The sequence below is a fragment of the Nitrobacter sp. TKz-YC01 genome (assembly GCF_047824785.1).
GTDB lineage: Bacteria > Pseudomonadota > Alphaproteobacteria > Rhizobiales > Xanthobacteraceae > Nitrobacter.
This window is the reverse complement of the sequence record NZ_CP181167.1, coordinates 101,634-123,177: the sequence shown is the minus strand read 5'-3', so window position 1 is coordinate 123,177 and position 21,544 is coordinate 101,634. Positions and strand designations below refer to the sequence as shown.

The window sequence follows — 21,544 nt, the reverse complement described above, 5'->3', positions numbered from 1 at the left end:
CGTTATCTCCCAGCGGGGATTGATGAAGCCGGAGCCGGCGAGACCACAAGATCTGGACGCACCCGCTGGATTCCCTCCATGACGACCCGCTCGCCCGGTCTCAAACCATCGACGATCCCCGCGACATCGGGGGTTGATTGTCCCAACTTCACGTGGCGTCGTTCGGCCACGTTCTTATCATTGACCACGAACACATAATCGCCCTGCTGGTCGGCAAGGATCGCGGCGCGCGGAACCGCAAGCACCTTGAGCGGTTCGACAGCCTCGAGCAAGACGGTGACAAACTCCTGGTCCGTCAATTCGTAAAGCTTCTTCCCCTCGACCGTCTGAATCACCGAATTGGGAATCGTGCCGCGCAGGATGAGGGTGTCGGTATCCTTGGCAACGCCGATATCGACGAAGTCGAGCTTGCCGATTTGACCGTATATTTCCCCGTTCGGCAGGCGCACGCGAATCTGGACGGCCTGATAGCCGCCCTTGTCCGCATAGCGTTCCCTTAGTTCGAGGACGCGGCGCACCGAGACAGGAAAAATCACATACATGGGATCTGGACTGACGATGGTCGCCAGCGTACCGCTGGACGGGCTGACAACGTTACCGACCGTGACCGATGTTTGGCCAATGAGGCCGTCGATGGGTGCTCTTATTTCAGTGTAATCCAGATTGATTTGCGCCTGATGGAGCTGCGCCTGCGCGGCCTTCAGCTGCGCCGCAGCCGTGCGTTGCGCCGCCAGCGCTGCGTCGGCTGTGACGCGGGTACCGGAGTTTTTCCGGAATAGCTCTTCTGCACGAGAAAGCGTGAGATCGGCATTCTCCAGTTGAGCCTGTGCCTGAGCAACTGCCGCTTCCTTAGCCTCGACCTCTGCTTCGAACGGCGCACGCTCGAGCCTATATAGAATCTGATCCTTCTTGACGTCCGCGCCTTCCACAAAAAGCCGCTCGTCCATGAACGCAGTCACGCGCGCAACCAGGTCAACGCGATGCCGAGCTTGAATACGGCCATTGATCTCCGTGCTCTCGGCCATCGGTTTGAATTCGGCGGTGACAACTCCGACCGCAGGCGGGGCGTTTTAGCCCAGTTGCGCAATCACTGATGTCGCCGACAGGAATGCTCCAACAATAAAAATGCAGACCGATGAAAGGGCGCGCATGGCTTTCATATCTCCTGACGATCGGTTTGGCGGCCATCGCCATCGTTCAAATCTAAATGCGGGTTGGAACAAGTGGGCTACAGCGCTTGCGGTCCTCAAATCGAACGGTGATCCCGAAGGATTGTGAACCCACCTGTTCATAGCGACGTGAATATAAGACGCGCGGGAGTAGGGATTCCCGCGCTTGAGTCAGCCTCAAATTGGCCCGCCGATCAAGGCCGTACCGAGCCTTGATATCGCTGGTCATGAAGTCGTCACGCCGGAGGCTGCGACCGGGCGCGTAACCAACGTCGGCCCGCCAAGGGAACGGACATCCGACGTCAATCAACCAGGCGCGGATCGAGCGTATGGCCGGCACCCCAGGCGCGGGAAAGCGCGAGTCGATCCACTCGGACGCCATCAAAAAAATTGTTTTCACCTGGTTCTTAATGTCATCCCTGCGGGAGTGGTCTCTCGACTAACTTTACACACCTTTGAGGCGCGACATCCTCCTTGGATATATGATGGCCTAACGTCCCTGTCGCGTCGTTAAGTCGAACTGTGAGGCAACGCTTGCGTACGATATTGTGGTCGGCGGTCAATTGACGGGTGGCCAACGGCTATAATCGATCAATATAGTGATCTTTCGATTTAAGTAGGATGAACCAGATGTCGATTCAACAATTTGCCGCAAGTGACTTTCAGGCGGCCGTCGTCCGTCAGAAGGGCGGACCCTTCCGAATCGAGCCGGTGAACATCACGCCGCCGCGCCATAACGAGGTGCTGGTCCGCGTGATCGCGACGGGCATGTGCCACACCGATATGGTCGCGCGCGATCAGATCTATCCAGTGCCGCATCCGATCGTCCTCGGACATGAAGGTGCCGGAATTGTAGAAGCGGTCGGGGAGAACGTCACCAAAGTCGGGAAAGGCGATCATGTCGTCCTCACCTTTCATTCCTGCGGCGCTTGCCGTCCGTGTCAGGAAGGTCATCCGGCCTATTGTGAGAACTTTAACGACTACAATTTCGCTGGCGCGCGCCCCGACGACGGCTCGCATGCCCTGTGCGGACATGACCAGAGCCAGCTACATGATCGGTTCTTCGGTCAATCCTCATTCGGCGCATACGCCATCGCCAACGATCGTAATGTGGTGAAGGTGCGCAAGGATGCACCACTGGAACTGCTGGGACCTCTTGGGTGCGGGATACAGACAGGCGCGGGAACCGTCCTCAATGCCCTCAAGGTCGGGCCGGGAGCGAGCTTTGCGGCCTTCGGCGCCGGAGCGGTCGGCCTCTCGGCCGTGATGGCAGCGGCCGCCGCCGGTGCGACGACCATCTTCGCAATCGACGTCGTGCCCTCGCGGCTGGAACTGGCACGGCAACTCGGCGCCACCCATGTGGTCAACAGCGCCGACGAGGACCCGGTCGAGGCGATCCGCGGCGTTGCCGGAAAGGGCGTGGATTTCGCGGTGGATTCGACGGGTATTACATCCGTGATCCGCAGTGCCGTACTGGCCTTGCGCCCGACGGGAGCTGCTGCGATCGTTGGCGCTTCAAAGCCGGGGGCAATGCTTGATCTCGACGTCAATGACCTGATGCAGAATGTCAAAAGCATCCGTGGCGTTGTCGAAGGCGACAGCGTTCCCGACGTGTTCATTCCCAAACTCATCGATCTCTATCTTGCCGGACGCTTTCCCTTCGACAGGCTGGTCAAGTTCTATTCCTTCGACCAGATCAACGAAGCCGCAGCCGACAGTGAAAAAGGAGTCACGCTGAAGCCGATCATTCGTATCGGCAAGGTATGAAGCGGTCGAAGGCGGACGAGACCATATTCCTACGCCTGCCCGATGCGGGCGTGGTGATGGCCTTCGATCTGATGCTCACGCCTGAAACCCATCTGTTCACCGTCGCGAATTATTACGACCATTTTCAGTTTCTCAGCGTGATGGCGGTGCCCCAGGGGTCGTGCAGGACCGTACCGTCGGCTCCCTTTGTCGTTTCGATGCCCACGCTGCCGGCGCGCGCCACGATTGCCGCGATGTCGGCGGTCTCGCGGACGATGATCTCGACATTGTCGAGTCCCGCCATGCCCTTCGGGCGTTGCGGGGCGCCGCGGCTGTTCCAGATGTTACCGGCGAGTTGATGGTGATAGCCGCCGCTGCCGTAGAAGCTGGCGCCGGGATAGTCGACAGTGGTGTCGAAGCCGAGGACGTCGCGATAGAAGCGGTCTGCCGCTGCCGTATCTCCGACCTGAAGGTGGACGTGCCCGATGCTGCCGTCTTCGGGAAAGCCGGTCCATCCTGCTCCTTTGCCCGCTGCGAGCAGGTCCTGCATGTCGAGCGGATCGGTGCTCATCCTGATATCACCATTCGCACCATGCCAGCGCGCGATGGGTCGGTCGGCATACACCTCGATACCGTTGCCTTCGGGATCGGCGAGATAAACCGCCTCACTGACGATGTGGTCGGATGCGGCCTGCAGCGGCACGCGCGCCTCGGCAGCGTGGCCCAGCCAGCGCGCGAGATCGGCGCGCGTCGGCATCAGGAAGGCCGTGTGAAAGAGTCCGGCCTGCCGCCGGTCATGCGGCGTGAGGGCCGCGTCTGCTTCGAGAACCACCAAGGGCGTGCGGCCTGTGCCGAGCGTTGCCTTGCGATCATCGTTTGCCATTACCTTCAGGCCGAGAACGTTGCGATAAAAGCCTGAAACGGCCTCAAGGTCGCGCACCTTCAACAGGACCTTGCCGATGCGCATTGGCGCTGCGCTCATGTCGAAAAATTCAGATGTTTTGGTCATGATGGATGCTCCAAGGGAGAAAGGCGCGGTCGCGGGTTGGTCCCGCGACCGCATCAGATGTTCAGGAGCGGCCGCGCTTTAGAGCGTAGGCCCCGTCACCAAGCAGGGCCTGCACAACGAGGGCGATGGCCCAGAAGGCGGGAAATTCCCAGCCGCCGCCCTGGTTCGAGAAGAAGAAGCCGGCCGCGCCATGCGGAGCGTAGATCGTGCCGAGCAGGATCGGCACCAGCGCCAGTGAAACCCAGCGGCTCCAGACGCCGAGAATGAGCGCGATGCCTCCGCCCAGCTCTGCGGCGATGACCAGATAGGCCAGGAAGCCGGGGAAGCCCAGGCTCTCGAAGAATCCGGCGGTGCCCGCCGGCGTAAAGATCACCAGCTTGAGCCAGGCGTGGGCGAGGAAAAGAACGCCCATCGAAACGCGCAGGATCATCGCGGCGAGATCGGCATTCGCCACGCCGGAAATGAGAGCCGGGCGGGCCGCGTCTGCGGAAGTTGCGTAGGTCATGGTGTTGTCCTTTCGATTGGCGGCTCAGGCGATGCCTTGCCATGTGGGTGCGATGTCGGTGCCATGGCCGAGGCCGTAGCCTAAAGCGATGTTGAGACCCGCGACCGGCTCCAGATACCGGGCCGAGGCGAGACCGCCGGTCTGCATCGCCGCCAGGCCCGCGCTTTTGGCGAGGGAGACAACGCTCTTTCGCGCCTCGGCGTCGTCGCCCGCGACAAAAACCGTCGCAGGTTTTCCGGCCGTCTTGCCGCCATTTTGAAGCACGGAGGCGAAGACGGTGTTGAAAGCCTTCACCACCTTTGCCGCCGGTATGCGCTTCTGGATTTCCTCGGCCGCGCTGGTCGTATGGCCGATGGTGAGACCGGAAAAGTCAGCGGTCAGCGGGTTGGTGATGTCGATGACGATCTTGCCGGCAAGGTCTCCGGCGGCCTCGACGACGTTGGCGGCTGCCTCGTAGGGTACGGCCAGGACGACAGCGTCGGCCGCGCCAGCAGCATCTGCTAACGAACTCACCCGGATGCCGCTGCCGAGTTTGGCTGCGACTGTCTGCGCTTTTGCCGAGTCCCTGGAAGCCAGCGTGATGTCATGTCCGGCCTTGGCGAACAGGACAGCGAGGCCGCTGGCCATATTGCCTGTCCCGAAGATGGCAATGTTCATGTCGGTTCTCCCGGTTGTGACGCCACATGGCGTCGTGCTCGGGAAGAACATGGCCCTGTTTGATCGGAACGATAATCCGGTCGCCTGGAAGTTCATTACATCCAGAACGGAAGAAACCTACCAACCCTTCTCCCAATGCGGCGTTCCGCGATAGCGTTCGACCAGAAAATCGACCAGGACGCGGACCTTCGTGGTGAGGTGGCGGCTGTGCGGATAAAGAGCATGCACGGCATAGGGCTCGGTTTCGAACGCTTGCAGAACGCGTCGTGTCCGGCCCGCACGCAGAGCCTCGCCCGCAATGAAGCTGGGCACGCAGGCAAGCCCGAGCCCGGCCTCGGCCGCCATGAGGCAGGCTTCGGCATTGGAATAGCGAATGCGGCCGCCGACTGCGACGTCGATCGGGGCGTTCTCTGCCTCTCGGAGGGGCCAGCGATTCGGCTCCTTGAAATTCGTGTCGATGATGCAGTCGAAGCGGGCGAGATCGTTGGGCGTTTCTGGTTCTCCGCGACGCGCCAGGTAGGCGTGCGATCCCACGATGACGATGCGCACGTCGCAAAGCTTGCGCGCGATCATGCTGGAATCGCCAGCCCGCCCAACCCTGATGGCCATGTCGAAGCCTTCGTCGACGAGGTTCACCACGCGATCCGAAAAGCTGACATCGAGTTCGATCTCGGGGAACTTCGATGCGAATTCGTTCAGTCCTGGCACGATCTCCGCAGTCCCGAAGGTGAGCGGCGCCGTTAGACGCAACCGCCCGCGCGGCGCGCCTGACGTATCCCGAACTGCGGCGTCCAGATTATCAAACTCTTCGAGCAACGGTCGAAGCCGCTCGAAGTAGACTTGCCCCGCTTCGGTCGGCGACACGGCGCGCGTGGTGCGGCTGAGAAGGCGAACGCCGAGCTCATTTTCAAGCCGCGTGACCAGCTTCGACGCCTGGCCCGAACTTGTACCAAGCCGCTCGGCGGCGGCGGTGAAGCTGCCGGTCTCCATCACCGCAACAAACATCCGCTCGGGCTCCAGCCTGTCCAATGTTTCCTCCGACCAAGATCAAGCGTCGCTTTCGCGCTGCTATCCGGCTGTTCACGACGCTCGTGCGCTTCGATGAGGTCTATCACGGCCACTTCAAGTGCAACCGGCATCGGATCGTCGACTATCCCAATATCTGGAACTTCACGCGCGAGATCTTCCAGTTTCCCGGTATCGCCGGCACTGTGAACATGGAGCATATCAAGCGCCACTATTACGAAAGCCATCAGACCATCAATCCTAGCGGCGTGGTGCCGGTCGGTCCCGCTCCGGATTTCATGGCTTCTCACGATCGCGACGCGCTGTGACTTGAGCCTCCAGCTTCTTGCTCTTGGCTTCGAGAGAAAAATTGGCTTCGAGAGAAAGGATGTCCCTTAAGTCCGCACATGACCTACAAGTGATACTCAATCGCAGCATTGCCGTGAACCGCGGTTCACGCTCATCCGAAGCCGCACAGAACTTGACCACTGAGATTGAAGCTGGAACAATGCGTTTTACCTCTTTCCGAGGTCGGAGTGGCCACTGTGCCCCGAAAATAAACGGACGTCTGTCGTGAAGGGCAAGTCCCGCTATAAGAACCTTGGATTGCAGCCGATCGCCGGGCAATGGCGCACAGGAAGTGCCGAACGCGATCTGCATGTCATCGACCCGTATACAGGCGAAAACTTGTTGAGCTTGCCGATGGCCAGTCGCGAGGATCTGGATCAGGCCTATCGTGCAGCTCAAACGGTGCAGGTTGAATGGGCTGCAATAGGCCCCACCGCGCGTGGCGACATCATGCGTCGGGCGGTCGACATCTTCGATGAGCGGAAGCAAGAAATTCTTGACTGGTTGATTCGTGAATCCGGCAGCACCCGCATCAAGGCCGAAGTCGAGTGGACCTCCGCCCGCGCCATCACCTTGGAGTCCGCGGGCCTGCCGGGCCGCGCTCACGGTCGCATTCTGCCCTCGGATGTGCCGGGCAAAGAAAGCCGCGTCTATCGCGCGCCGTTGGGTGTGGTCGGGGTGATCAGTCCATGGAACTTCCCGTTGCACCTGAGCGCCCGTTCGGTGTCCCCGGCGCTGGCGCTGGGCAACGCCGTGGTCATCAAGCCGGCCAGTGATACTCCGATCACCGGCGGCCTGTTGCTGGCGCGCATCTTCGAAGAAGCCGGGCTGCCGCAGGGTGTGCTGAGCGTGCTGGTCGGCGCCGGGTCGGAGATTGGCGATGCGTTCGTCGAGCATCCGGTGCCGTCCTTCATCTCTTTTACCGGCTCCACGCCGGTAGGTCGCAACATCGGCCGTCTTGCCAGCGGCGGCGCCAACCTCAAGCGCGTGGCTTTGGAGCTAGGCGGTAACAGTCCTTTCGTGGTGCTGGCTGATGCGGATGTCGAGGCGGCGGTGAACGCTGCGGTGGTCGGCAAGTTCCTGCACCAGGGGCAGATCTGCATGGCCATCAACCGCATCATCGTTGAAGCGCCCCTGGTGGAAGAGTTCACGCAGCGCTTCGTCGCGCGTGTCAAGGCTCTGCCTTATGGTGATCCGAGGATGCCGGAAACCGTTGTGGGTCCGGTGATCAACGCCAAACAGCTCGCGGGCCTCAAGGACAAGATAAGCAAGGCGCATCAAGAGGGGGCGCAGTTGCTTGTGGGCGGCGAACCACAAGGCAACGTCATGCCGCCCCATGTATTCGGCAACGTGACCGCCGATATGGAAATCGCCCGGGAGGAGATCTTCGGTCCGCTGGTCGGTATTCAGAGCGCTCGCGATGCGGAACATGCACTGGAACTGTGCAACAGCAGCGAATACGGGCTATCCAGCGCCGTGTTCACCAGAGATACTTCGCGGGGGGTGCAATTCGCACAGCGAATGCGGGCGGGCATGACACATATCAACGATATGCCGGTGAACGACGAAGCGAACGCTCCTTTTGGCGGAGAGAAAAACTCCGGCTTGGGGCGGTTCAATGGTGACTGGGCAATCGAGGAGTTTACTTCGGATCAGTGGGTCACGGTGCAGCATGCGCCGCGCCACTATCCGTTCTGAGCTATCGCACTCGCCGGTTTGCTTGCTACTGGAGAACCAAAAATGTCTGATGTCTTGAGTGGCAGGTTGCGTGGCAGGGTTGCGAAACGGATGCTGTTCGCAACTGTGGTGCCGTTTGCGCTAATGACTGCTTCCATCCAGGCGATGGCTGATAGCCAGTGGGGCAGCGGCAAGAATCTGTATGATAAACTTTGCGGTCTTTGCCATGCCCCCCAAGTAGGAGTGGGGCCGGTGATCACGGGTCGCGGCCTGCCCGAAGCCTACATTAAGTTGATTGTACGCAATGGCCTCAATGCCATGCCAGCCTTCCCAGCCTCCTATATAGACGACGAGTCCATTGCTCAGGTGACTGAATATCTGTCGACTCTGCCAACCCCGGCCACTCAGCCTTGAGGAGCTCGACATGAGTGTGAATCGTCGGTTTGTGCTCAAAGGCGCGGCCCTGAGCAGTATCGGTCTGACCGTGGACGGTTTTATACCCGCTCTGGCGGCTAGTTCTGAAGCGCCGATCGATGATGCAACTGCGAAGCCAATGCTGGTGCTGGTCAACGAGGGCAGGGCTGAGTCGATGTTCCTGTCTGGCGTCAGGGCGGCTGCTAAAACACCATTGCGGGTACAGAAGGTCGGCCGCGATCTGGGGTTCATGCTCGATTTTGAGCGCCGCCTGCGTCACGGCCGGCCAATGCGGGTGATTGGTCTGCTGGATGATGCCTCAGCAACTCTCATAATAGACATGGCCCGTAGTGGCGGCGCACGTATGCAGTGGCTTGGGCAGCATACTGCCGAAGACGGGTTTACCCGACATCATGTGCTCAGCACGGATATGACCGAAGGCTGCTCGCGGCAATTCAGCCGCCTCCTGCATGCTTGTGGGGATGCTTTTACGCTCAATGAGGAGCGCCAGAACGGCCCCGTGGCGCCGCGACAGCTGACCGGACGCTCACGCAAGGCCGGCCAGGCTGCTCAGTGGGCGAGCAGCACTGGTTATTTGCTGGCTTCGATTGGCGCGCGCACGAAGTTGGCCGCTCCATTGGCTCCCGCTGCGAACACGCCGGTCACTGGCAGCTTCGTTTCTTTTTCGATCGATGCCTGAAGGAGGCTGACCGAATGGCTGAACAAAAGAACTCTGTGCTGCCCAGAGGAGCGGTTCGGAAAGAATTCAACAAGGCCATCGAGAAATTCCGCGCCTTGCTGGGTGGAGAGAACGTGCTGGTCAACGCCGACCAGCTGGCGCCCTATAACAAAGTCATGATGTCCGTCGAGAATGCAGCCCATGCGGCATCGGCAGCTCTGACGGCGACCACGGTCGAGCAGGTGCAGGGCGTGGTGCGAATCTGCAACGAGCACAAGATCCCTATCTGGACCATTTCCACCGGCCGTAACTTTGGCTACGGCTCGGCCGCGCCGATCCAGCGCGGCCAGGTCATCCTTGACCTGAAAAAAATGAACAAGATCATCAAGATCGATGCGGAGATGTGCTACGCACTGGTCGAGCCGGGCGTGACCTATGGGCAGCTCTACGATTACATCGAGACGAACAAGCTACCGCTGATGCTGTCGTTCTCGGCGCCTTCGGCCATTGCCGGACCGCTCGGCAACACCATGGATCGCGGCGTGGGTTACACCCCCTACGGCGAACACTTCATGATGCAGTGTGGTATGGAAGTCGTGCTGGCCAACGGCGATATCTACCGAACCGGCATGGGCGGGGTGAAGGGCAGCAACACCTGGCAGATTTTCAAGTGGGGCTTTGGTCCGACCCTGGACGGCATGTTCACCCAGGCCAACTATGGCATCACGACCAAGATGGGCTTCTGGTTGATGCCCAAGCCACCGGTCTACAAGCCGTTCGAAGTGATCTTCGACAACGAGGAAGATATCGTCCAGATCGTTGATATCCTGCGTCCGCTGCGCATTTCAGGAACCATTCCAAATTCGGTCGTGATCGCCAACGTGCTGTGGGAAGCCGGGAGCGCGCATCTGCGCCGCTCTCAATACATCACCGAGCCCGGCCATACGCCCGACCCTATCCTGAAGAAGATGCAGCAGGACACCGGCATGGGTGCCTGGAATCTGTACGCCGCGCTGTACGGCACACAGGAACAGGTCGACGCGGACTGGAAGATCGTCGTCGACGCCTTTAAGAAACTCGGCAAGGGCCGCATTGTTACCCAGACGGAGGCTGGCGATACTCAGCCGTTCAAATACCGCGCCGAGCTGATGAGTGGTGTGCCCAACCTGCAGGAATTCGGCCTGTATAACTGGCGCGGCGGTGGTGGCTCCATGTGGTTCGCGCCGGTCAGCGAAGCGCGCGGCAGCGAGTGCGAGAAGCAGGCGCGGCTGGCCAAGCGCATCCTGCACAAGCATGGTCTGGATTACGTGGCCGAGTTTATCGTTGGTCCGCGCGATATGCATCACGTTATCGACATGCTTTTCGATCGCACGGATGCGGAGGAAACCAAGCGGGCCGACGCCTGCTTCAACGAGTTGTTGGACGAGTTCGAGAAGGAAGGCTACGCGGTTTACCGCGTGAACACTCGCTTCCAGCAGCGTGTCGCGCAGAGCTACGGCTCGGTCAAGCGGGACGTGGAACACGCCATCAAACGCGCGTTGGATCCGAACAATATTCTGGCTCCGGGTCGCTCGGGCATCGACCTAGATACTTATAAAAAGACATGACCTCCGCACGGTGTTGCTGTTCGGGGCCGCCTATGAATTATGCACTTGTACCGACAGGTCGCAGTGATACGGCCCGCGGCAAACCTTTGCGGGGGGCTTGTCTAACTGCCCAGCCTCCCCCTGCAGCAGAATCGAGATGACAATCCATAACCAGGATTTTTTTGCAGCAGGAGTATGCCATGACGATGCATAAGGTCGGCTATCTCATCGGCAGTCTTGCCAAAGAATCAATCAACCGCAAACTCGCCGGAGCTCTGGTGCGTATGGCCCCTCCAGAGCTTGTGATGTCGGAGATTTCCTTCGCGGAACTGCCGCTCTATAGTTATGATTACGACGCCGATTATCCTCCGGCTGCCAAGGCATTCAAGGACGCCATCGCCGCCGTCGATGCTGTGCTTTTTGTCACGCCAGAATACAATCGCTCGATACCAGGCGGACTAAAGAATGCGATTGACTGGGCAAGCCGGCCCTATGGCACCAATTCCTTCACACGGAAACCGTCGGCGGTCATCGGCACATCGCCAGGCTCCATCGGCACCGCCGTCGCTCAGCAAAATTTGCGGAGCGTTCTCAGTTTTTGTAACTCTCCGCAAATGAATGCGCCAGAAGCCTATATCCAGTTTAAGCCGGGCTTGATCAGTGAGGATGGCGAAGTCACCAATGACGGAACCGCCGCGTTCCTCCGCAATTTCATGGCAGAGTTCCACGTTTTCATCGCCAGAGTGCGTTCGGCGCTGCCGAAGGACGCTTAGCCCCCTATGCCCTCATGGATGAAAACACCGTGGCCGATATGATCGATGCGTGGGTTGAACAGGCAGCGGTCGCTGCCGGCGACCGCTCTGCGAAAATCTTCATGAGGCCGCACCTGATATCCACGTTCGTAAAGGCTCCAACTTCAATCCCATGATGCAAGTATACATGTCGCTGTCAGCGCGGCTTACAGATGCGGATTGTCCCGAATGCGGCGGTGTCTCAAGCGCTCGACTTTAGCACGGCGAGACCGGGCCCGATTGCCGGTCTTTGCCGGCTGACGTGCAGAGCATTCAGCTAGGCAGCGCCCGCTGCAGATCGTCATGATCGAAGGCCGAGGCCATGCGGTCGATCTCGGCTTTCCCGATGTTGGCAGCCTTGGCAGCGGCACGCCATGTGGCGACGGCGGTGCCGACCTCGGCGGCGACCTGCCGGGCTTCCGTTGCCTTCAGCCCGAATTCTCTTGCCACCGACAGGGCGAGATCGAGCGACGCCATGCCGTCATTCTCACTAATCGCCGTCGTCAGGACGCGCTCTTTGACTTCCACAGGCGTCGGGTTGACATCGTAGACGGGCGAAAGGCGCCAGCCTTTCTGCCCCTCATAGAGAAAACCGTGATTGCGCAAATGGTCGTCAGTGTTGGAGATCAGGATGCTGAACACGATGCGGCGCCAGAGTTCGGGACCGTCCGTCGCTGGCGCGGCGCCGTATTGGCGCAGCGCGTCCATCAATTCGAGGTAGCTGTGGGATTCGTTGTCGCTGGCGCCGATCATGCTCATCGCGGAGAGGAACGGGATGCGCGTGCCGCTGGCGCGGTCGAAGCGATCGAGGATAAGGACGGCGCGACCAACGATCCTCTCTATCCTGAAAGCAGGGACATTAATGCCGGCGCGCTTTGCGAGGTCCAGCGCCACGAACTCCCATTCGACGGCGGCGTACTCGTCGTCCTTCTTCGGAAACTTGGCGATCGCGAGTTGCCCGTCCTTCTCGCGGACAGAAGCCTTGGGGCGCGCACCCCCGAGTGAGGAGCCGGGAGCCAGCAGCAGCTTCAATTCTGCCGCTGTTTCGGCGTCAGCCAGTAGCGCGTCAGCCGCGGAGAGGAGTTTGGGAAGGTTAATGAGCGGGGGGACAGGAGCGCCGTCATGCGCCAGAAACGGCCCACCAGGTTTGTCTGCAAAGCGCAAAGCGCCCTGGCGCGTCTCGTCGTTGACACGGAGTAGATAGTCGACCTCGTACAGCGTGCGGGGCTTCGTCTTCTCCGCTCCGGCCCTGTGGGCCTCGGCACGCTTCATCAGAGTCCGCCCCCAGCGATCCGGCGCGGAATCGCCGATCGCACCGAGCAGGCTGCGGGGCGTGTCGTACTGCCCCAGGCCGAGACTGAGCGCTGGTTCGAGCGAGAAGCGCTGCGGGTTTTCGAGCCACGCGGCCTCGTATTCAAAGCTCGCCGTCTCCTTGCCCTTGTTATGGTGCGCATAGAGCTGGCCGACGACATGCGTCGCACCGTTGAGATCGGCGTAGACATGGACTTGGCGGTCAGTCATGCCTGTCTCCGCCGGCTGGCTGGCCCTCAGTTTTACGGGCCGCGCCGCTGCGCGGCAGGCGTACGCGTTTCGGCAGACTACGTTCGTCGATCGCGCGGCCTATCGCATCCTCGGTTGCGTCGGCAAGCACAGCCAGGCGATCCACAAGCCCGAGGGCGTACAGCACCGCCGCATAGATACCGAGAGCCACGGATTCGTCGCCCTTTTCGACCTTCGTCAGGGTCGTGCGGCTGATGCGGGCGCGCTCCGCCAGCAGCGCCATAGGTATTCTCCGTCGGCGACGGGCGTCGCGCAGGTCCTGCCCCAGCTTGCGCAGGGCCCGGCGGGCGGGGATCGGCAGCGGTGAAACGGGCTGCATCTGTCATTCCTAATGTTCACATATGCATACTTTACAGATAGTATCGTACGTGAAAATGAACATTAAAATAAGGCGGCAACTCGATTTTGTGAACTTAATGTTCACATACGCTACCTAAATATGCTATAGTGACTGAGAAAGTGAACGTTAATTGGTGACGATCCGTGACGCAGCTGACAGGGACGCCGGCGCGCTACCCCGCCTAAGCCACGGTAGCCTGGTCCCCCAGCCTTTCGTCCACATCCTTCGATCAACAACGAACTAAAGTCGACCCATAGACGCATGGGTGATTGCTCATCATGGCCTTTGAAAGTTGCTCCCCAGCCGCAGCGCGCCGGTGAAGGTGGTGGTTTTCCAGTGCCCATGCGGCACGCCGGCCCGGCAACGCCCACCGAGCGGCGCTCGTCCGCGCAGGCGCGTCATCTTCGTGGAGAGGCCGGTCTCATCAATGAAGACGAGCTTCGCCGGGTCGAGATCGAGCTGACCCTCGAACCGGGCCTGCCGACGCCTCAGAATGTCGGGGCGGTCCTGCTCCAGTGCATGTGCGGACCTTTTTTGAACGTCCAGCCGTGCCCGCGAAACCAGGCGCTCAAGGCGCTTCGGCTGATTTTCATAGACTGCTCGATGGCAAGCCGCTCCACCATCTCGTTCAGCGTGATGTCCTTGCGCTCCTCGATCAGCCCCACGATGAAGGCTTCATGCACATCGAGACTGGAAGCACGGCGACGACCTTGCGGGCGGGGCATCAACTCGCCGATCTTTGCCCGCGCAATCCATCGGATCGCGCTCGATATCCCAACCCCGAACCGGGCCGCGGCCTGCCGCGCCGACATGCCCTCGTCCGACGCCTTCACGACACGCGACCGAAGATCCCCGCTCAATGCCTTTCCCATCTTCACCTCCTGCAAGGCGGATGTCGAATCAGCACAGAGCCCAGACGTCACATCACAATCGATTCATCAATCACAGGATACGCTCTAGCTGTATAGGATGATAACCCGTCCGGGCCCATCCACGGCGGAAAGCGCCGACGCAAGGAGATGAAATTGTGGTGACCGCCATCGAGACGATCGAGCAGCTCGAGGCCATTTATGGCCAGCCCGGCGATGCGGCGACGATCAAGGTGGCCTACCGGATCACGCCGTCCTATCGCGCGCTGATCGAAAGCTCTCCGTAATCGGCGGCATTTGGCGTACCCGACACGATTCGAACGTGTGACCTTTGTCTGAGGGGGCACGCAACCTCTAATAGAACGTTTTAAGCTCAGAACCGGCCTGCTGGCCGTTGCCGGCGTCACTTCAATCGGCTAAATGGGGTACCCTTGCACCCGTAGCTCAGCTGGATAGAGCGTTGCCCTCCGAAGGCAAAGGTCACACGTTCGAATCGTGTCGGGTGCGCCATTTCAGTACAGAACTATGAACGCCGAACGCCGCCGTTTCTACGCTCGAAGCGGCGACCAGCGTTCGCAGCAATCCCGACTTCGATCCCATGATGCGAACCTCGTCGTCGGCAACCTCGACGCGCTGCGCCAGGGCGCGCAGGTGGTCGCGGCGATAGCCGCCATCATCCAGCCGTATCCGTTCACGAGCCTTGCGGGCGAACCCCTTGAGCATGTCGGGGCTGACGCCCTGATCGCCTGAGCTATCGAGCGCGAGCTGCGTGCGCTCTGCGTCGGCGGCGGCTTGATCCCGCAAAGCCTTGAGTCCGGCTAGCCGCGCGTCTCGCAATAGGCTTCGCCCTGCCTCCGCTGGTCGGGAATCGACACGTCATGCTCCGCCTGACGGGCCGTCGAGACGCGAAGATAGAGCGCCGCGCGGGTAGTGGTGACGGTAGGGGTATGAATGTTCACGGGCGGCCTCCCATAGCCTTCTTCGGCTTGGCGCGGTCGATCAGGGGCAACGCCAATTCCACACGGTCATGGACGACCTTGGGCGCGAGACGACGACCCTGGCCCTTCTCCAAGCGGATCAGACCGTAGCTCTCCATCGTCTTCATGGTGCGCGACAGGTTGGATATGGCCCGGCCGGTGATTTCGGACAGTTCCTCCAGCGAGGCCGGGGCCTTCTCGGCAATGACGCGAAGCAATTCGCGGTTCCCGGCCGACAGCACCTTGGCGAAGGATTCTGTCGAGGTGAACCACACCTTCGGATCGCCCGGCGCGGGCCTTTCCTCGCCCTTGGCAATCCGCATCGTGCGGGCTTTCATTTCTTCGTAGTCGGCAATCCCGACTTTCAATGTCGTCATATCACGCCTCGCTCCTTCAACACCGCGTCCACCGCCTGCCAGAAGTCGGCCAGCAATGTGGCCGCATCCTCGTAGGCGTAAGGCTTCACGGTCTGGAGACGATGCCGATGGTCCAGCGGTTCGCCGCGCCTGCCTCGGCCGACCGGATGGGCGTTGTCGAAGCCAACCAGCCGTTCGCCCGAAGGCCCATGAAGCGTGAGCGAGTAATCGAGGCCGTGCGGCTTCTCCGGCGATGCCGGAACGCGGGTGACAACGAATTTCACCCAATGGCCGCCTTCGGGATCGACAACGAGGACCTGGCCGTCGAGGTCCAGAAGCGTGTCGAGGTTCGGATCACGATCCTCGCTCATGGCTTATTCTTATCAATTTCTGATAAGATAAGCAAGCCCTCTTGTGATCTTTTCGGACTTAGCAACTCGTCGAACACATCCCCGAACCAACGCTCGAACACCTGGATTTCGGCCTCTGTGATGGGAACGTAGTCGGGCCAATCGTCGGTGACGCGCATCCTCTGTCCATCCGGGCCGAGAAGCGGCGTGTCGTCGCGCCGCGTCCGGCTCGCTGGATCAGGACCGTCTTCGTAATCAAAAAGATCATCGGGGAGCGTCTTCGGGGCGGGCTGTCGCGGGCGGCCCCTCATGGTGCGGTGATGCTTTGCGCGCATGGAATCCTCCGTGGTTCGCTGTGGGATTCCGGGCGGGTGGAAGCCTCGGAATTAGGCGAAGCATGGAGGGGTGTCGGCGGCCTGTAGCGTGCCGCATTCGCGCTGTGGTGCTGGCGGCACCCCTGCTGTCGGGTGCCGCCAGCGGGTCAGCCGGCCGCGCGGCGGGCTTTCTGAAACTCTCGATCCGTCGCGAGGAAGCGTTCCAGCATCGGCACAATGAGCTTTTCCGGTTCGATTGGCGGCTGTCCCGCCTCTGCCAGCAAGCGCCCGTAAAGCTGCAAATCGCGAAAGAGCGTTGCGGGCAACTCCCGCGACACCTTGACGGGCTTGTCGTCGGCGAGCGCGCCGAGTTTCAGCTTGGTCATGGTCAACTCCTGTAGGGTTCGAGCACAAGATCGCGGGTGACGATGACGCGGACGGGAAAGCCCGGCCGAATGGTCAGTGTCGGCGCGACGTTGAGCTGGCGGCGGATGATCTGCTGGCCGGCGTCGTTGATGGTGTCCTGGCCCCCGTTACGGATGGCGCGCAACAGTCGGTCGTCGTCGTCAACGGCAAGTTCGGCTCCGACCGAAAGCAGCGTCGAGAGGCCGGCGGCCTTCGCCAAATCCCACCAATGATAATCGACGCCATCCTCAAGCCCTGCATAGCCCTGGCTGTCCGCGCCGGGTTGCCGCTCCAGCACGATAGAGCGGCCGTTCGGCATGATGAGGCGATTCCAGACGAGCAGCACGCGGCGCTGGCCGAACTGCACGGCGTTGTCATACTGGCCGATAATCCGCGTCCCCTGCGGCACGAGCAGGATGCGGCCGGTCGGGCTGTCATAGATCGGCTCCGTCACCTGGGCGGTGATCTGCCCCGGAAGATCGGAACGGATGCCGGTGATGAGCGCGGCCGGGATCACGGCCCCAGCCTGGAGCACGAAGGGCGATGCCGGAGCCATGACGCGATCCGTCGATGTGGTGCGGCGATCGACGGGTGCATTGAGGAAAGCAAGCTGCTTGTCCTGCGCGGTCTGCTGGCCGGGCTGCCCTGTCAGGCCGGTAAGGTCGAGGCCGGGAAGCCCTGGTGTGGTCGCGCCGCCCGGCATCGCGGCCGGGCTGCCTGTGCGCGCCTCGGTCTGGAAGAACACGCGGCTGGTGCGCGCGGCTTCTTCCTCGGCGAGCCTGCGTTCCTCGGCTCGATCCACGGCCGGCGTGGTGATTGTCGGCGGCACGACAGGCTGGCCCCTGTTCTGCGCGTCGAGGATCGGGCGGCCAAGGTCGCCCGGCAGCGGCGGCCCCAGGATCGGGCCGGTATAGTCCTTCGGCAATCCGGCAAGCCCATCGGCGGTTTGCCGGTTGCTGGTTGAATAAAGTTCTTCGCCGCCCTTGCCGCCGTCGCGGGTCTGGAGCGCGTAGATCAATACGCCGCCGATTCCGACGAGCGCGACAGCGCCGACGCTGGCGATCATCTTGCGCGACAGACGGGTGACGCGCGGGGCTTCCGCGCGAAGCCGCATCGGTGCGGCGTTCGTTTCATTCTCGCTCATGATGGCCTCCCGTCCGTGCGGACAATCCTGACGGTCTGCTGGCTCTTGCCACCGCCAAGGCGCAGCTCGGCCGCGCCGAACAGGCGGTCCACGATCAGGATGTTTCGATAGATGCGGCTGTTGGCGATCTGCGCTTCGCCATCCGGGCCGATGACGAACATCGGCGGCATTTCGCCCTGGACGATGCCGGCCGGAAACTCGACATAGACTCGCCTGCCATCGTCATAGACGGCGATGGGCTTCCACGGCGGATTGTCGCCGGTCAGGCCATAGCGATAGTTGCGCGCGGCGACGGTCGGAATGACGGGCGCTGCCGGCACGGCCTGCCGCTGTCCGGCTGGCGGCTGCGGATAGGCCCAGGCCACGGCGGGCATATAGGGCTTCTGCCCGGATCGCAGCTCGAGCATGTAGGTGCGGCGGTCTGTGGTCACGACAAGATTGGTCGTGAGGTCCGGCCGGGTCGGCTTCACAAGGATATGGACGCGGCGGGTCGTGCCGCTGCCGCTCTCGGTGTCGCCGATGACCCATCGTGCGGTGTCGCCGGCCGCAATCGGCCCCGCGCCGGTCAGGCTCTCGCCCGGTTCAAGCGCAATGTCGGTGATCTGGCCGGGCGCGGCATAGACCTGATAGAGCGCGCCTTCCGACCACGGATAAATCTGGATGGCGTTGTAGTAGCCTTCGCGGCGTGGCTGCACGCGGGCGGCGGCGTTGGCGCTCTCGACACGGCCCGTCGCCGTGCTGGCGGTCTGGCCGCCACGCGCGACGGTCCAGGCGGGCGGGATATGCAGCGGCCGCGGCCGGTCGTCGGTGACGGCCGCGGGGATCGCCGGCAACGGCGGCACGTTGGCGTCGTAGCTGATTTGCGGCGGCTTGTAGGTTGCGCAGCCGGCCAGCGCGGTCGCCGACAGGATGACGGCGGCGAATGCGGGTTTGCGGAAAGCCTTGCTCATTGGCCCATCTCCCGCGACCACGAAATCGCATTCACGTAGATTCCAAGCGGATTGGATTTGAGCCGGTCGGCATCGCGCGGCGGCTGGATCACGATGGTCAGGATTGTTGATTTCCACTGAGAGTTGACCCGGGATTTCCACCGAGAAGTGACCCGCCTTGATGATGTGTTCTGGGTCAGGTTGTCGTCAAGTTGCGCGCTTTCTCCTTTGCGGGTTTTGGCGGTTTCGCGGAACTGGTCTTGAAGCGGAAGCTGTCGTTTCCTGTCTCGACGATGTGGCATCGGTGGGTGAGCCGGTCGAGGAGAGCGGCGGTCATCTTGGCGTCGCCGAAGACGCTGGCCCATTCGCCGAAGCTCAGATTGGTCGTGATGACCACGCTCGTCCGCTCGTAGAGCTTGCTCAGCAGGTGGAAGAGCAAGGCGCCGCCCGAGGCGCTGAACGGCAGGTAGCCGAGTTCGTCCAGGATGACGAGATCGGAGTGGCAGAGGCGCGCTGCGATCTGCCCGGCCTTGCCCTGAAGCTTCTCCTGTTCGAGGGCGTTGACGAGCTCGATGGTGGAGAAGAACCGGACGCGCTTACGATGATGCTCAATGGCCTGCACGCCGAGCGCGGTGGCGATATGCGTCTTGCCTGTACCGGGGCCGCCCACGAGGACGACGTTGTGAGCGTCTTCGAGGAACTCGCAGCGATGCAGCTGGCGCACGAGCGCCTCGTTGACCTCGCTGCTGGCGAAGTCGAAGCCGGTCAGGTCGCGGTAGGTTGGGAAGCGCGCCGCCTTGAGCTGGTAAGCCGTTGAGCGAACCTCCCTGTCAGCCGTCTCCGCCTTGAGGAGTTGCAACAGGACCGGCAGCGCCGCCTCGAAGGCGGGAGAGCCTTGCTCGGTCAGCTCGGCGACGGCCTGGGCCATGCCGTGCATCTTGAGGCTGCGCAACATGATGACGACGGCGCCGCTGGCGGGATTATGACGCATGGCGCGCCTCCCCAGTCTGACGCAGGGCGTCATATCGCTCGACGTCGGCCTGCGGCTCGCTCGTCAGCGTCAGGGCCTTGGGCGCCGGAACGGCAGGCGGGTCGAGCGGTTTGCCGTCCACCAGGCGGTGCAGCAGGTTCAGGATATGGGTCTTGGTGGGCGCGCCCGCCTCGATGGCCAGTTCGACGGCGGCGAGCACGGCCTGCTCGTCATGCTGCAGGACCAGGGCCAGGATCTCGACCATCTCCCGATCGCCGCCGGGCGTCTTGAGCAGGCGCTGTTGCAGGGAGCGGAACGCAGGCGGCAGTTCGGCGAAGGGGGCGCCGTTGCGCAGGGCTCCCGGCTTGCGCTGCAGGACGGCGAGGTAATGCCGCCAGTCGTAGACCGTCGTGCTCTGACGGTTATGGGAGCGGGCGAAGACGCGTCGATGCTCGCAGATGACCCGCCCCTCTGCGACGACGGCGATCCGCTCGGGATAGACGCGCAGGCTGACGGGCCGGTTGGCGAAGGAAGCTGGCGCGCTGTAGCGATTGCGTTCCAGATGAACGAGGCAGGTCGGCGAGACGCGCTTGACGTATTCGACGAAGCCGTCGAAGGGCCGGGTCATCTCCATCAGGCGCGGGGCTTCTTCAGCCCATGCGTCGGCGATGGAGCCGGGCCGGACGCCATGCGGAATCTCGGTCCAGAGCTCCCGGCATCGTCTCTCAAGCCAGTCGTTGAGCGCCGCCAACGATGCAAAGTTCGGCATGGGCTGCCAGAGCCGATGCCTGGCGTCCTGAACGTTCTTCTCGATCTGGCCTTTCTCCCAGCCTGATGCGGGATTGCAGAACTCGGCCTCGAACATGAAGTGGCTGACCATCGCCGAGAAGCGGGCGTTGACCTGGCGCTGCTTGCCCCGACCGACCTTGTCGACGGCGGTGCGCATGTTGTCGTAGATGCCCCGCTGCGGAACGCCGCCGAAGACCCGGAAGGCATGGTTGTGGGCGTCGAACAGCATCTCGTGGGTTTGCTGCGGATAGGCCCGCAGGATGAAGGCGCGGCTGCAGGAGAGCTTGAAGTGGGCGACCTGCAGCTTGGTCCGCTCACCGCCGATGATCGCCCAGTCCTCCGACCAGTCGAACTGGAAGGCCTCGCCTGGCTGGAACGCCAGGGGCACGTAGGCGCCGCGACTGCTGGTCTGCTGCTCCCTCTGCCGGGCGGCCTTCCACTCGCGTGCGAACGCCGCCACGCGGTTGTAGGAGCCTTCATACCCGAGCGCGACCAGATCGGCGTGCAACTGCCGGATCGTCCGCTTCTGCTTGCGGGATCTGCCCGCCTCCAGCCGGAGCATGTGGGATAGCTTGTCGGCGTAAGGATCGAGCTTGCTTGCGCGCTCGGGGACGTTGAACCGGGGCTCCACGCTGTCCGCGCGCAGATACTTGCGGACCGTGTTCCTCGACAGACCTGTGCGCCGCGAGATCTCCCGGATCGAGAAATGGTCCCGATGGCGCCAGCGCCGGATGACGCTCAATAACTCCATGCTGATCACTCCGTTCTCTCCCGCTCTCATCGCGGGGAAAAGGTTCCAACATGGGTCAAATCTCGATGGAAAAACCTCAGCTTCCCGGGTCAACTCTCAGTGGAAATCAACAAACTGGAGTTCTCCCGGGCTTGAGCCTCAATGAAGGCTTTGGCGTCGGGGGGTATGCGGATTTTCAATTGCTGCTGCATCGCAGAACCCGTT

General features: G+C 61.8%; 23 protein-coding genes, 1 tRNA gene and 4 pseudogenes. 9 read left to right on the top strand and 19 right to left on the bottom strand.

Annotation, left to right across the window (positions count from 1 at the left end; translation table 11 throughout):
- Positions 1-2: 2 nt before the first annotated feature.
- Positions 3-1,025, bottom strand: a complete 1,023-nt coding sequence (locus tag ACMYR2_RS00580) for an efflux RND transporter periplasmic adaptor subunit (protein WP_416193482.1) — start codon at positions 1,023-1,025, stop codon at positions 3-5.
- Positions 1,026-1,799: 774 nt separating this feature from the next.
- Here ACMYR2_RS00580 and ACMYR2_RS00575 point away from each other — a divergent pair.
- Complete coding sequence (locus tag ACMYR2_RS00575; RefSeq protein ID WP_347264036.1) at positions 1,800-2,936, top strand: NAD(P)-dependent alcohol dehydrogenase; 1,137 nt, start codon at positions 1,800-1,802, stop codon at positions 2,934-2,936.
- Between the two features lie 124 nt (positions 2,937-3,060).
- Here the strand turns inward: ACMYR2_RS00575 and ACMYR2_RS00570 are convergent, their stop codons facing one another.
- From ACMYR2_RS00570 to ACMYR2_RS00555, 4 genes are all read right to left on the bottom strand, one after another.
- Positions 3,061-3,924: a VOC family protein gene (locus ACMYR2_RS00570; protein WP_347264035.1), complete on the bottom strand. Its 864-nt coding sequence runs from the start codon at positions 3,922-3,924 to the stop codon at positions 3,061-3,063.
- Positions 3,925-3,985: 61 nt separating this feature from the next.
- Positions 3,986-4,429, bottom strand: a complete 444-nt coding sequence (locus ACMYR2_RS00565) for a DoxX family protein (RefSeq protein WP_416193481.1) — start codon at positions 4,427-4,429, stop codon at positions 3,986-3,988.
- A gap of 24 nt (positions 4,430-4,453) precedes the next feature.
- Positions 4,454-5,086: an NADPH-dependent F420 reductase gene (locus tag ACMYR2_RS00560; RefSeq protein WP_347264034.1), complete on the bottom strand. Its 633-nt coding sequence runs from the start codon at positions 5,084-5,086 to the stop codon at positions 4,454-4,456.
- Between the two features lie 117 nt (positions 5,087-5,203).
- Positions 5,204-6,115 carry a LysR family transcriptional regulator gene (locus ACMYR2_RS00555; protein WP_416193480.1) on the bottom strand — a complete coding sequence of 304 codons (912 nt, stop codon included), beginning with the start codon at positions 6,113-6,115 and terminating at the stop codon, positions 5,204-5,206.
- A 44-nt stretch (positions 6,116-6,159) separates the two neighbouring features.
- Between ACMYR2_RS00555 and ACMYR2_RS00550 the strand changes: the two are divergent.
- From ACMYR2_RS00550 to ACMYR2_RS00525, 6 genes and pseudogenes are all read left to right on the top strand, one after another.
- A pseudogene (locus tag ACMYR2_RS00550) lies at positions 6,160-6,420 on the top strand (glutathione S-transferase family protein); the annotation flags it as partial.
- A gap of 244 nt (positions 6,421-6,664) precedes the next feature.
- Positions 6,665-8,137, top strand: coding sequence for an aldehyde dehydrogenase family protein (locus tag ACMYR2_RS00545; RefSeq protein ID WP_347264032.1), 1,473 nt, complete (start codon positions 6,665-6,667; stop codon positions 8,135-8,137).
- Between the two features lie 42 nt (positions 8,138-8,179).
- A complete protein-coding gene (locus ACMYR2_RS00540) occupies positions 8,180-8,530 on the top strand; it encodes a cytochrome c (protein WP_347264031.1) in 351 nt (116 codons plus the stop codon).
- Between the two features lie 10 nt (positions 8,531-8,540).
- On the top strand, positions 8,541-9,230 hold the full coding sequence (locus ACMYR2_RS00535; protein ID WP_347264030.1) for a hypothetical protein: 690 nt from the start codon (positions 8,541-8,543) through the stop codon (positions 9,228-9,230).
- Positions 9,231-9,244: 14 nt separating this feature from the next.
- Complete coding sequence (locus ACMYR2_RS00530; protein ID WP_347264029.1) at positions 9,245-10,816, top strand: FAD-dependent oxidoreductase; 1,572 nt, start codon at positions 9,245-9,247, stop codon at positions 10,814-10,816.
- 179 nt (positions 10,817-10,995) lie between these two features.
- Positions 10,996-11,568, top strand: coding sequence for an NADPH-dependent FMN reductase (locus ACMYR2_RS00525; protein ID WP_347264028.1), 573 nt, complete (start codon positions 10,996-10,998; stop codon positions 11,566-11,568).
- A gap of 291 nt (positions 11,569-11,859) precedes the next feature.
- Here the strand turns inward: ACMYR2_RS00525 and ACMYR2_RS00520 are convergent, their stop codons facing one another.
- The 3 genes and pseudogenes from ACMYR2_RS00520 to ACMYR2_RS00510 all read right to left on the bottom strand — a co-directional run.
- On the bottom strand, positions 11,860-13,107 hold the full coding sequence (locus tag ACMYR2_RS00520) for a HipA domain-containing protein (protein ID WP_347264027.1): 1,248 nt from the start codon (positions 13,105-13,107) through the stop codon (positions 11,860-11,862).
- The gene (locus tag ACMYR2_RS00515; protein WP_416193479.1) at positions 13,100-13,369 is read right to left on the bottom strand and encodes an XRE family transcriptional regulator; all 270 of its coding nucleotides are present in this window, start codon (positions 13,367-13,369) and stop codon (positions 13,100-13,102) included. The genes ACMYR2_RS00520 and ACMYR2_RS00515 overlap by 8 nt, the downstream gene beginning before the upstream one ends.
- A gap of 417 nt (positions 13,370-13,786) precedes the next feature.
- Positions 13,787-14,358: pseudogene (locus ACMYR2_RS00510) on the bottom strand (IS630 transposase-related protein); the annotation flags it as partial.
- Positions 14,359-14,516: 158 nt separating this feature from the next.
- On the opposite strand from ACMYR2_RS00510, the pseudogene ACMYR2_RS00505 reads away from it, so the two are divergent.
- Positions 14,517-14,639 (top strand): annotated as a pseudogene (locus ACMYR2_RS00505) (pyridoxamine 5'-phosphate oxidase family protein); the annotation flags it as partial.
- Between the two features lie 149 nt (positions 14,640-14,788).
- Positions 14,789-14,865, top strand: a tRNA-Arg gene (locus ACMYR2_RS00500).
- On the opposite strand, the gene ACMYR2_RS00495 is transcribed toward ACMYR2_RS00500, so the two are convergent.
- From ACMYR2_RS00495 to istA, 11 genes and pseudogenes are all read right to left on the bottom strand, one after another.
- Positions 14,836-15,159 carry a hypothetical protein gene (locus ACMYR2_RS00495; protein ID WP_416193478.1) on the bottom strand — a complete coding sequence of 108 codons (324 nt, stop codon included), beginning with the start codon at positions 15,157-15,159 and terminating at the stop codon, positions 14,836-14,838. The two genes, ACMYR2_RS00500 and ACMYR2_RS00495, sit on opposite strands and share 30 nt — an antisense overlap.
- 14 nt (positions 15,160-15,173) lie before the next feature.
- Positions 15,174-15,314 (bottom strand): hypothetical protein, encoded by a 141-nt coding sequence (locus ACMYR2_RS00490; RefSeq protein WP_416193477.1) that lies wholly within the window; start codon positions 15,312-15,314, stop codon positions 15,174-15,176.
- Positions 15,311-15,709 carry a helix-turn-helix domain-containing protein gene (locus tag ACMYR2_RS00485; protein WP_416193476.1) on the bottom strand — a complete coding sequence of 133 codons (399 nt, stop codon included), beginning with the start codon at positions 15,707-15,709 and terminating at the stop codon, positions 15,311-15,313. Before ACMYR2_RS00485 ends, ACMYR2_RS00490 begins: the two co-directional genes overlap by 4 nt.
- On the bottom strand, positions 15,706-16,059 hold the full coding sequence (locus ACMYR2_RS00480; protein ID WP_416193475.1) for a toxin-antitoxin system TumE family protein: 354 nt from the start codon (positions 16,057-16,059) through the stop codon (positions 15,706-15,708). Before ACMYR2_RS00480 ends, ACMYR2_RS00485 begins: the two co-directional genes overlap by 4 nt.
- Complete coding sequence (locus tag ACMYR2_RS00475; RefSeq protein WP_416193474.1) at positions 16,056-16,373, bottom strand: hypothetical protein; 318 nt, start codon at positions 16,371-16,373, stop codon at positions 16,056-16,058. The genes ACMYR2_RS00480 and ACMYR2_RS00475 overlap by 4 nt, the downstream gene beginning before the upstream one ends.
- A gap of 146 nt (positions 16,374-16,519) precedes the next feature.
- Positions 16,520-16,738, bottom strand: coding sequence for a DUF2274 domain-containing protein (locus tag ACMYR2_RS00470; RefSeq protein ID WP_416193473.1), 219 nt, complete (start codon positions 16,736-16,738; stop codon positions 16,520-16,522).
- A 2-nt stretch (positions 16,739-16,740) separates the two neighbouring features.
- Complete coding sequence (locus ACMYR2_RS00465) at positions 16,741-17,901, bottom strand: TrbI/VirB10 family protein (protein WP_416193472.1); 1,161 nt, start codon at positions 17,899-17,901, stop codon at positions 16,741-16,743.
- Positions 17,898-18,851 (bottom strand): P-type conjugative transfer protein TrbG, encoded by a 954-nt coding sequence (gene trbG, locus ACMYR2_RS00460; RefSeq protein WP_416193471.1) that lies wholly within the window; start codon positions 18,849-18,851, stop codon positions 17,898-17,900. The genes ACMYR2_RS00465 and trbG overlap by 4 nt, the downstream gene beginning before the upstream one ends.
- Positions 18,848-19,090 (bottom strand): annotated as a pseudogene (locus tag ACMYR2_RS00455) (VirB8/TrbF family protein); the annotation flags it as partial. The pseudogene ACMYR2_RS00455 and the gene trbG, both read right to left, overlap by 4 nt.
- Positions 19,027-19,821, bottom strand: a complete 795-nt coding sequence (gene istB, locus ACMYR2_RS00450) for an IS21-like element helper ATPase IstB (RefSeq protein ID WP_416193037.1) — start codon at positions 19,819-19,821, stop codon at positions 19,027-19,029. The pseudogene ACMYR2_RS00455 and the gene istB, both read right to left, overlap by 64 nt.
- On the bottom strand, positions 19,811-21,340 hold the full coding sequence (istA, locus tag ACMYR2_RS00445) for an IS21 family transposase (RefSeq protein WP_416193341.1): 1,530 nt from the start codon (positions 21,338-21,340) through the stop codon (positions 19,811-19,813). Before istA ends, istB begins: the two co-directional genes overlap by 11 nt.
- Positions 21,341-21,544 lie beyond the last annotated feature (204 nt).

Coding starts and splice junctions, on each gene's coding strand:
- ACMYR2_RS00580 (WP_416193482.1), bottom strand. CDS start 1,025: ATGGCCGAGAGCACGGAGATCAATGGCCGTATTCAAGCTCGGCATCGC.
- ACMYR2_RS00575 (WP_347264036.1), top strand. CDS start 1,800: ATGTCGATTCAACAATTTGCCGCAAGTGACTTTCAGGCGGCCGTCGTC.
- ACMYR2_RS00570 (WP_347264035.1), bottom strand. CDS start 3,924: ATGACCAAAACATCTGAATTTTTCGACATGAGCGCAGCGCCAATGCGC.
- ACMYR2_RS00565 (WP_416193481.1), bottom strand. CDS start 4,429: ATGACCTACGCAACTTCCGCAGACGCGGCCCGCCCGGCTCTCATTTCC.
- ACMYR2_RS00560 (WP_347264034.1), bottom strand. CDS start 5,086: ATGAACATTGCCATCTTCGGGACAGGCAATATGGCCAGCGGCCTCGCT.
- ACMYR2_RS00540 (WP_347264031.1), top strand. CDS start 8,180: ATGTCTGATGTCTTGAGTGGCAGGTTGCGTGGCAGGGTTGCGAAACGG.
- ACMYR2_RS00535 (WP_347264030.1), top strand. CDS start 8,541: ATGAGTGTGAATCGTCGGTTTGTGCTCAAAGGCGCGGCCCTGAGCAGT.
- ACMYR2_RS00530 (WP_347264029.1), top strand. CDS start 9,245: ATGGCTGAACAAAAGAACTCTGTGCTGCCCAGAGGAGCGGTTCGGAAA.
- ACMYR2_RS00525 (WP_347264028.1), top strand. CDS start 10,996: ATGACGATGCATAAGGTCGGCTATCTCATCGGCAGTCTTGCCAAAGAA.
- ACMYR2_RS00520 (WP_347264027.1), bottom strand. CDS start 13,107: ATGACTGACCGCCAAGTCCATGTCTACGCCGATCTCAACGGTGCGACG.
- ACMYR2_RS00515 (WP_416193479.1), bottom strand. CDS start 13,369: ATGGCGCTGCTGGCGGAGCGCGCCCGCATCAGCCGCACGACCCTGACG.
- ACMYR2_RS00485 (WP_416193476.1), bottom strand. CDS start 15,709: ATGACGACATTGAAAGTCGGGATTGCCGACTACGAAGAAATGAAAGCC.
- ACMYR2_RS00480 (WP_416193475.1), bottom strand. CDS start 16,059: ATGAGCGAGGATCGTGATCCGAACCTCGACACGCTTCTGGACCTCGAC.
- ACMYR2_RS00475 (WP_416193474.1), bottom strand. CDS start 16,373: ATGCGCGCAAAGCATCACCGCACCATGAGGGGCCGCCCGCGACAGCCC.
- ACMYR2_RS00470 (WP_416193473.1), bottom strand. CDS start 16,738: ATGACCAAGCTGAAACTCGGCGCGCTCGCCGACGACAAGCCCGTCAAG.
- ACMYR2_RS00465 (WP_416193472.1), bottom strand. CDS start 17,901: ATGAGCGAGAATGAAACGAACGCCGCACCGATGCGGCTTCGCGCGGAA.
- trbG (WP_416193471.1), bottom strand. CDS start 18,851: ATGAGCAAGGCTTTCCGCAAACCCGCATTCGCCGCCGTCATCCTGTCG.
- istB (WP_416193037.1), bottom strand. CDS start 19,821: ATGCGTCATAATCCCGCCAGCGGCGCCGTCGTCATCATGTTGCGCAGC.
- istA (WP_416193341.1), bottom strand. CDS start 21,340: ATGGAGTTATTGAGCGTCATCCGGCGCTGGCGCCATCGGGACCATTTC.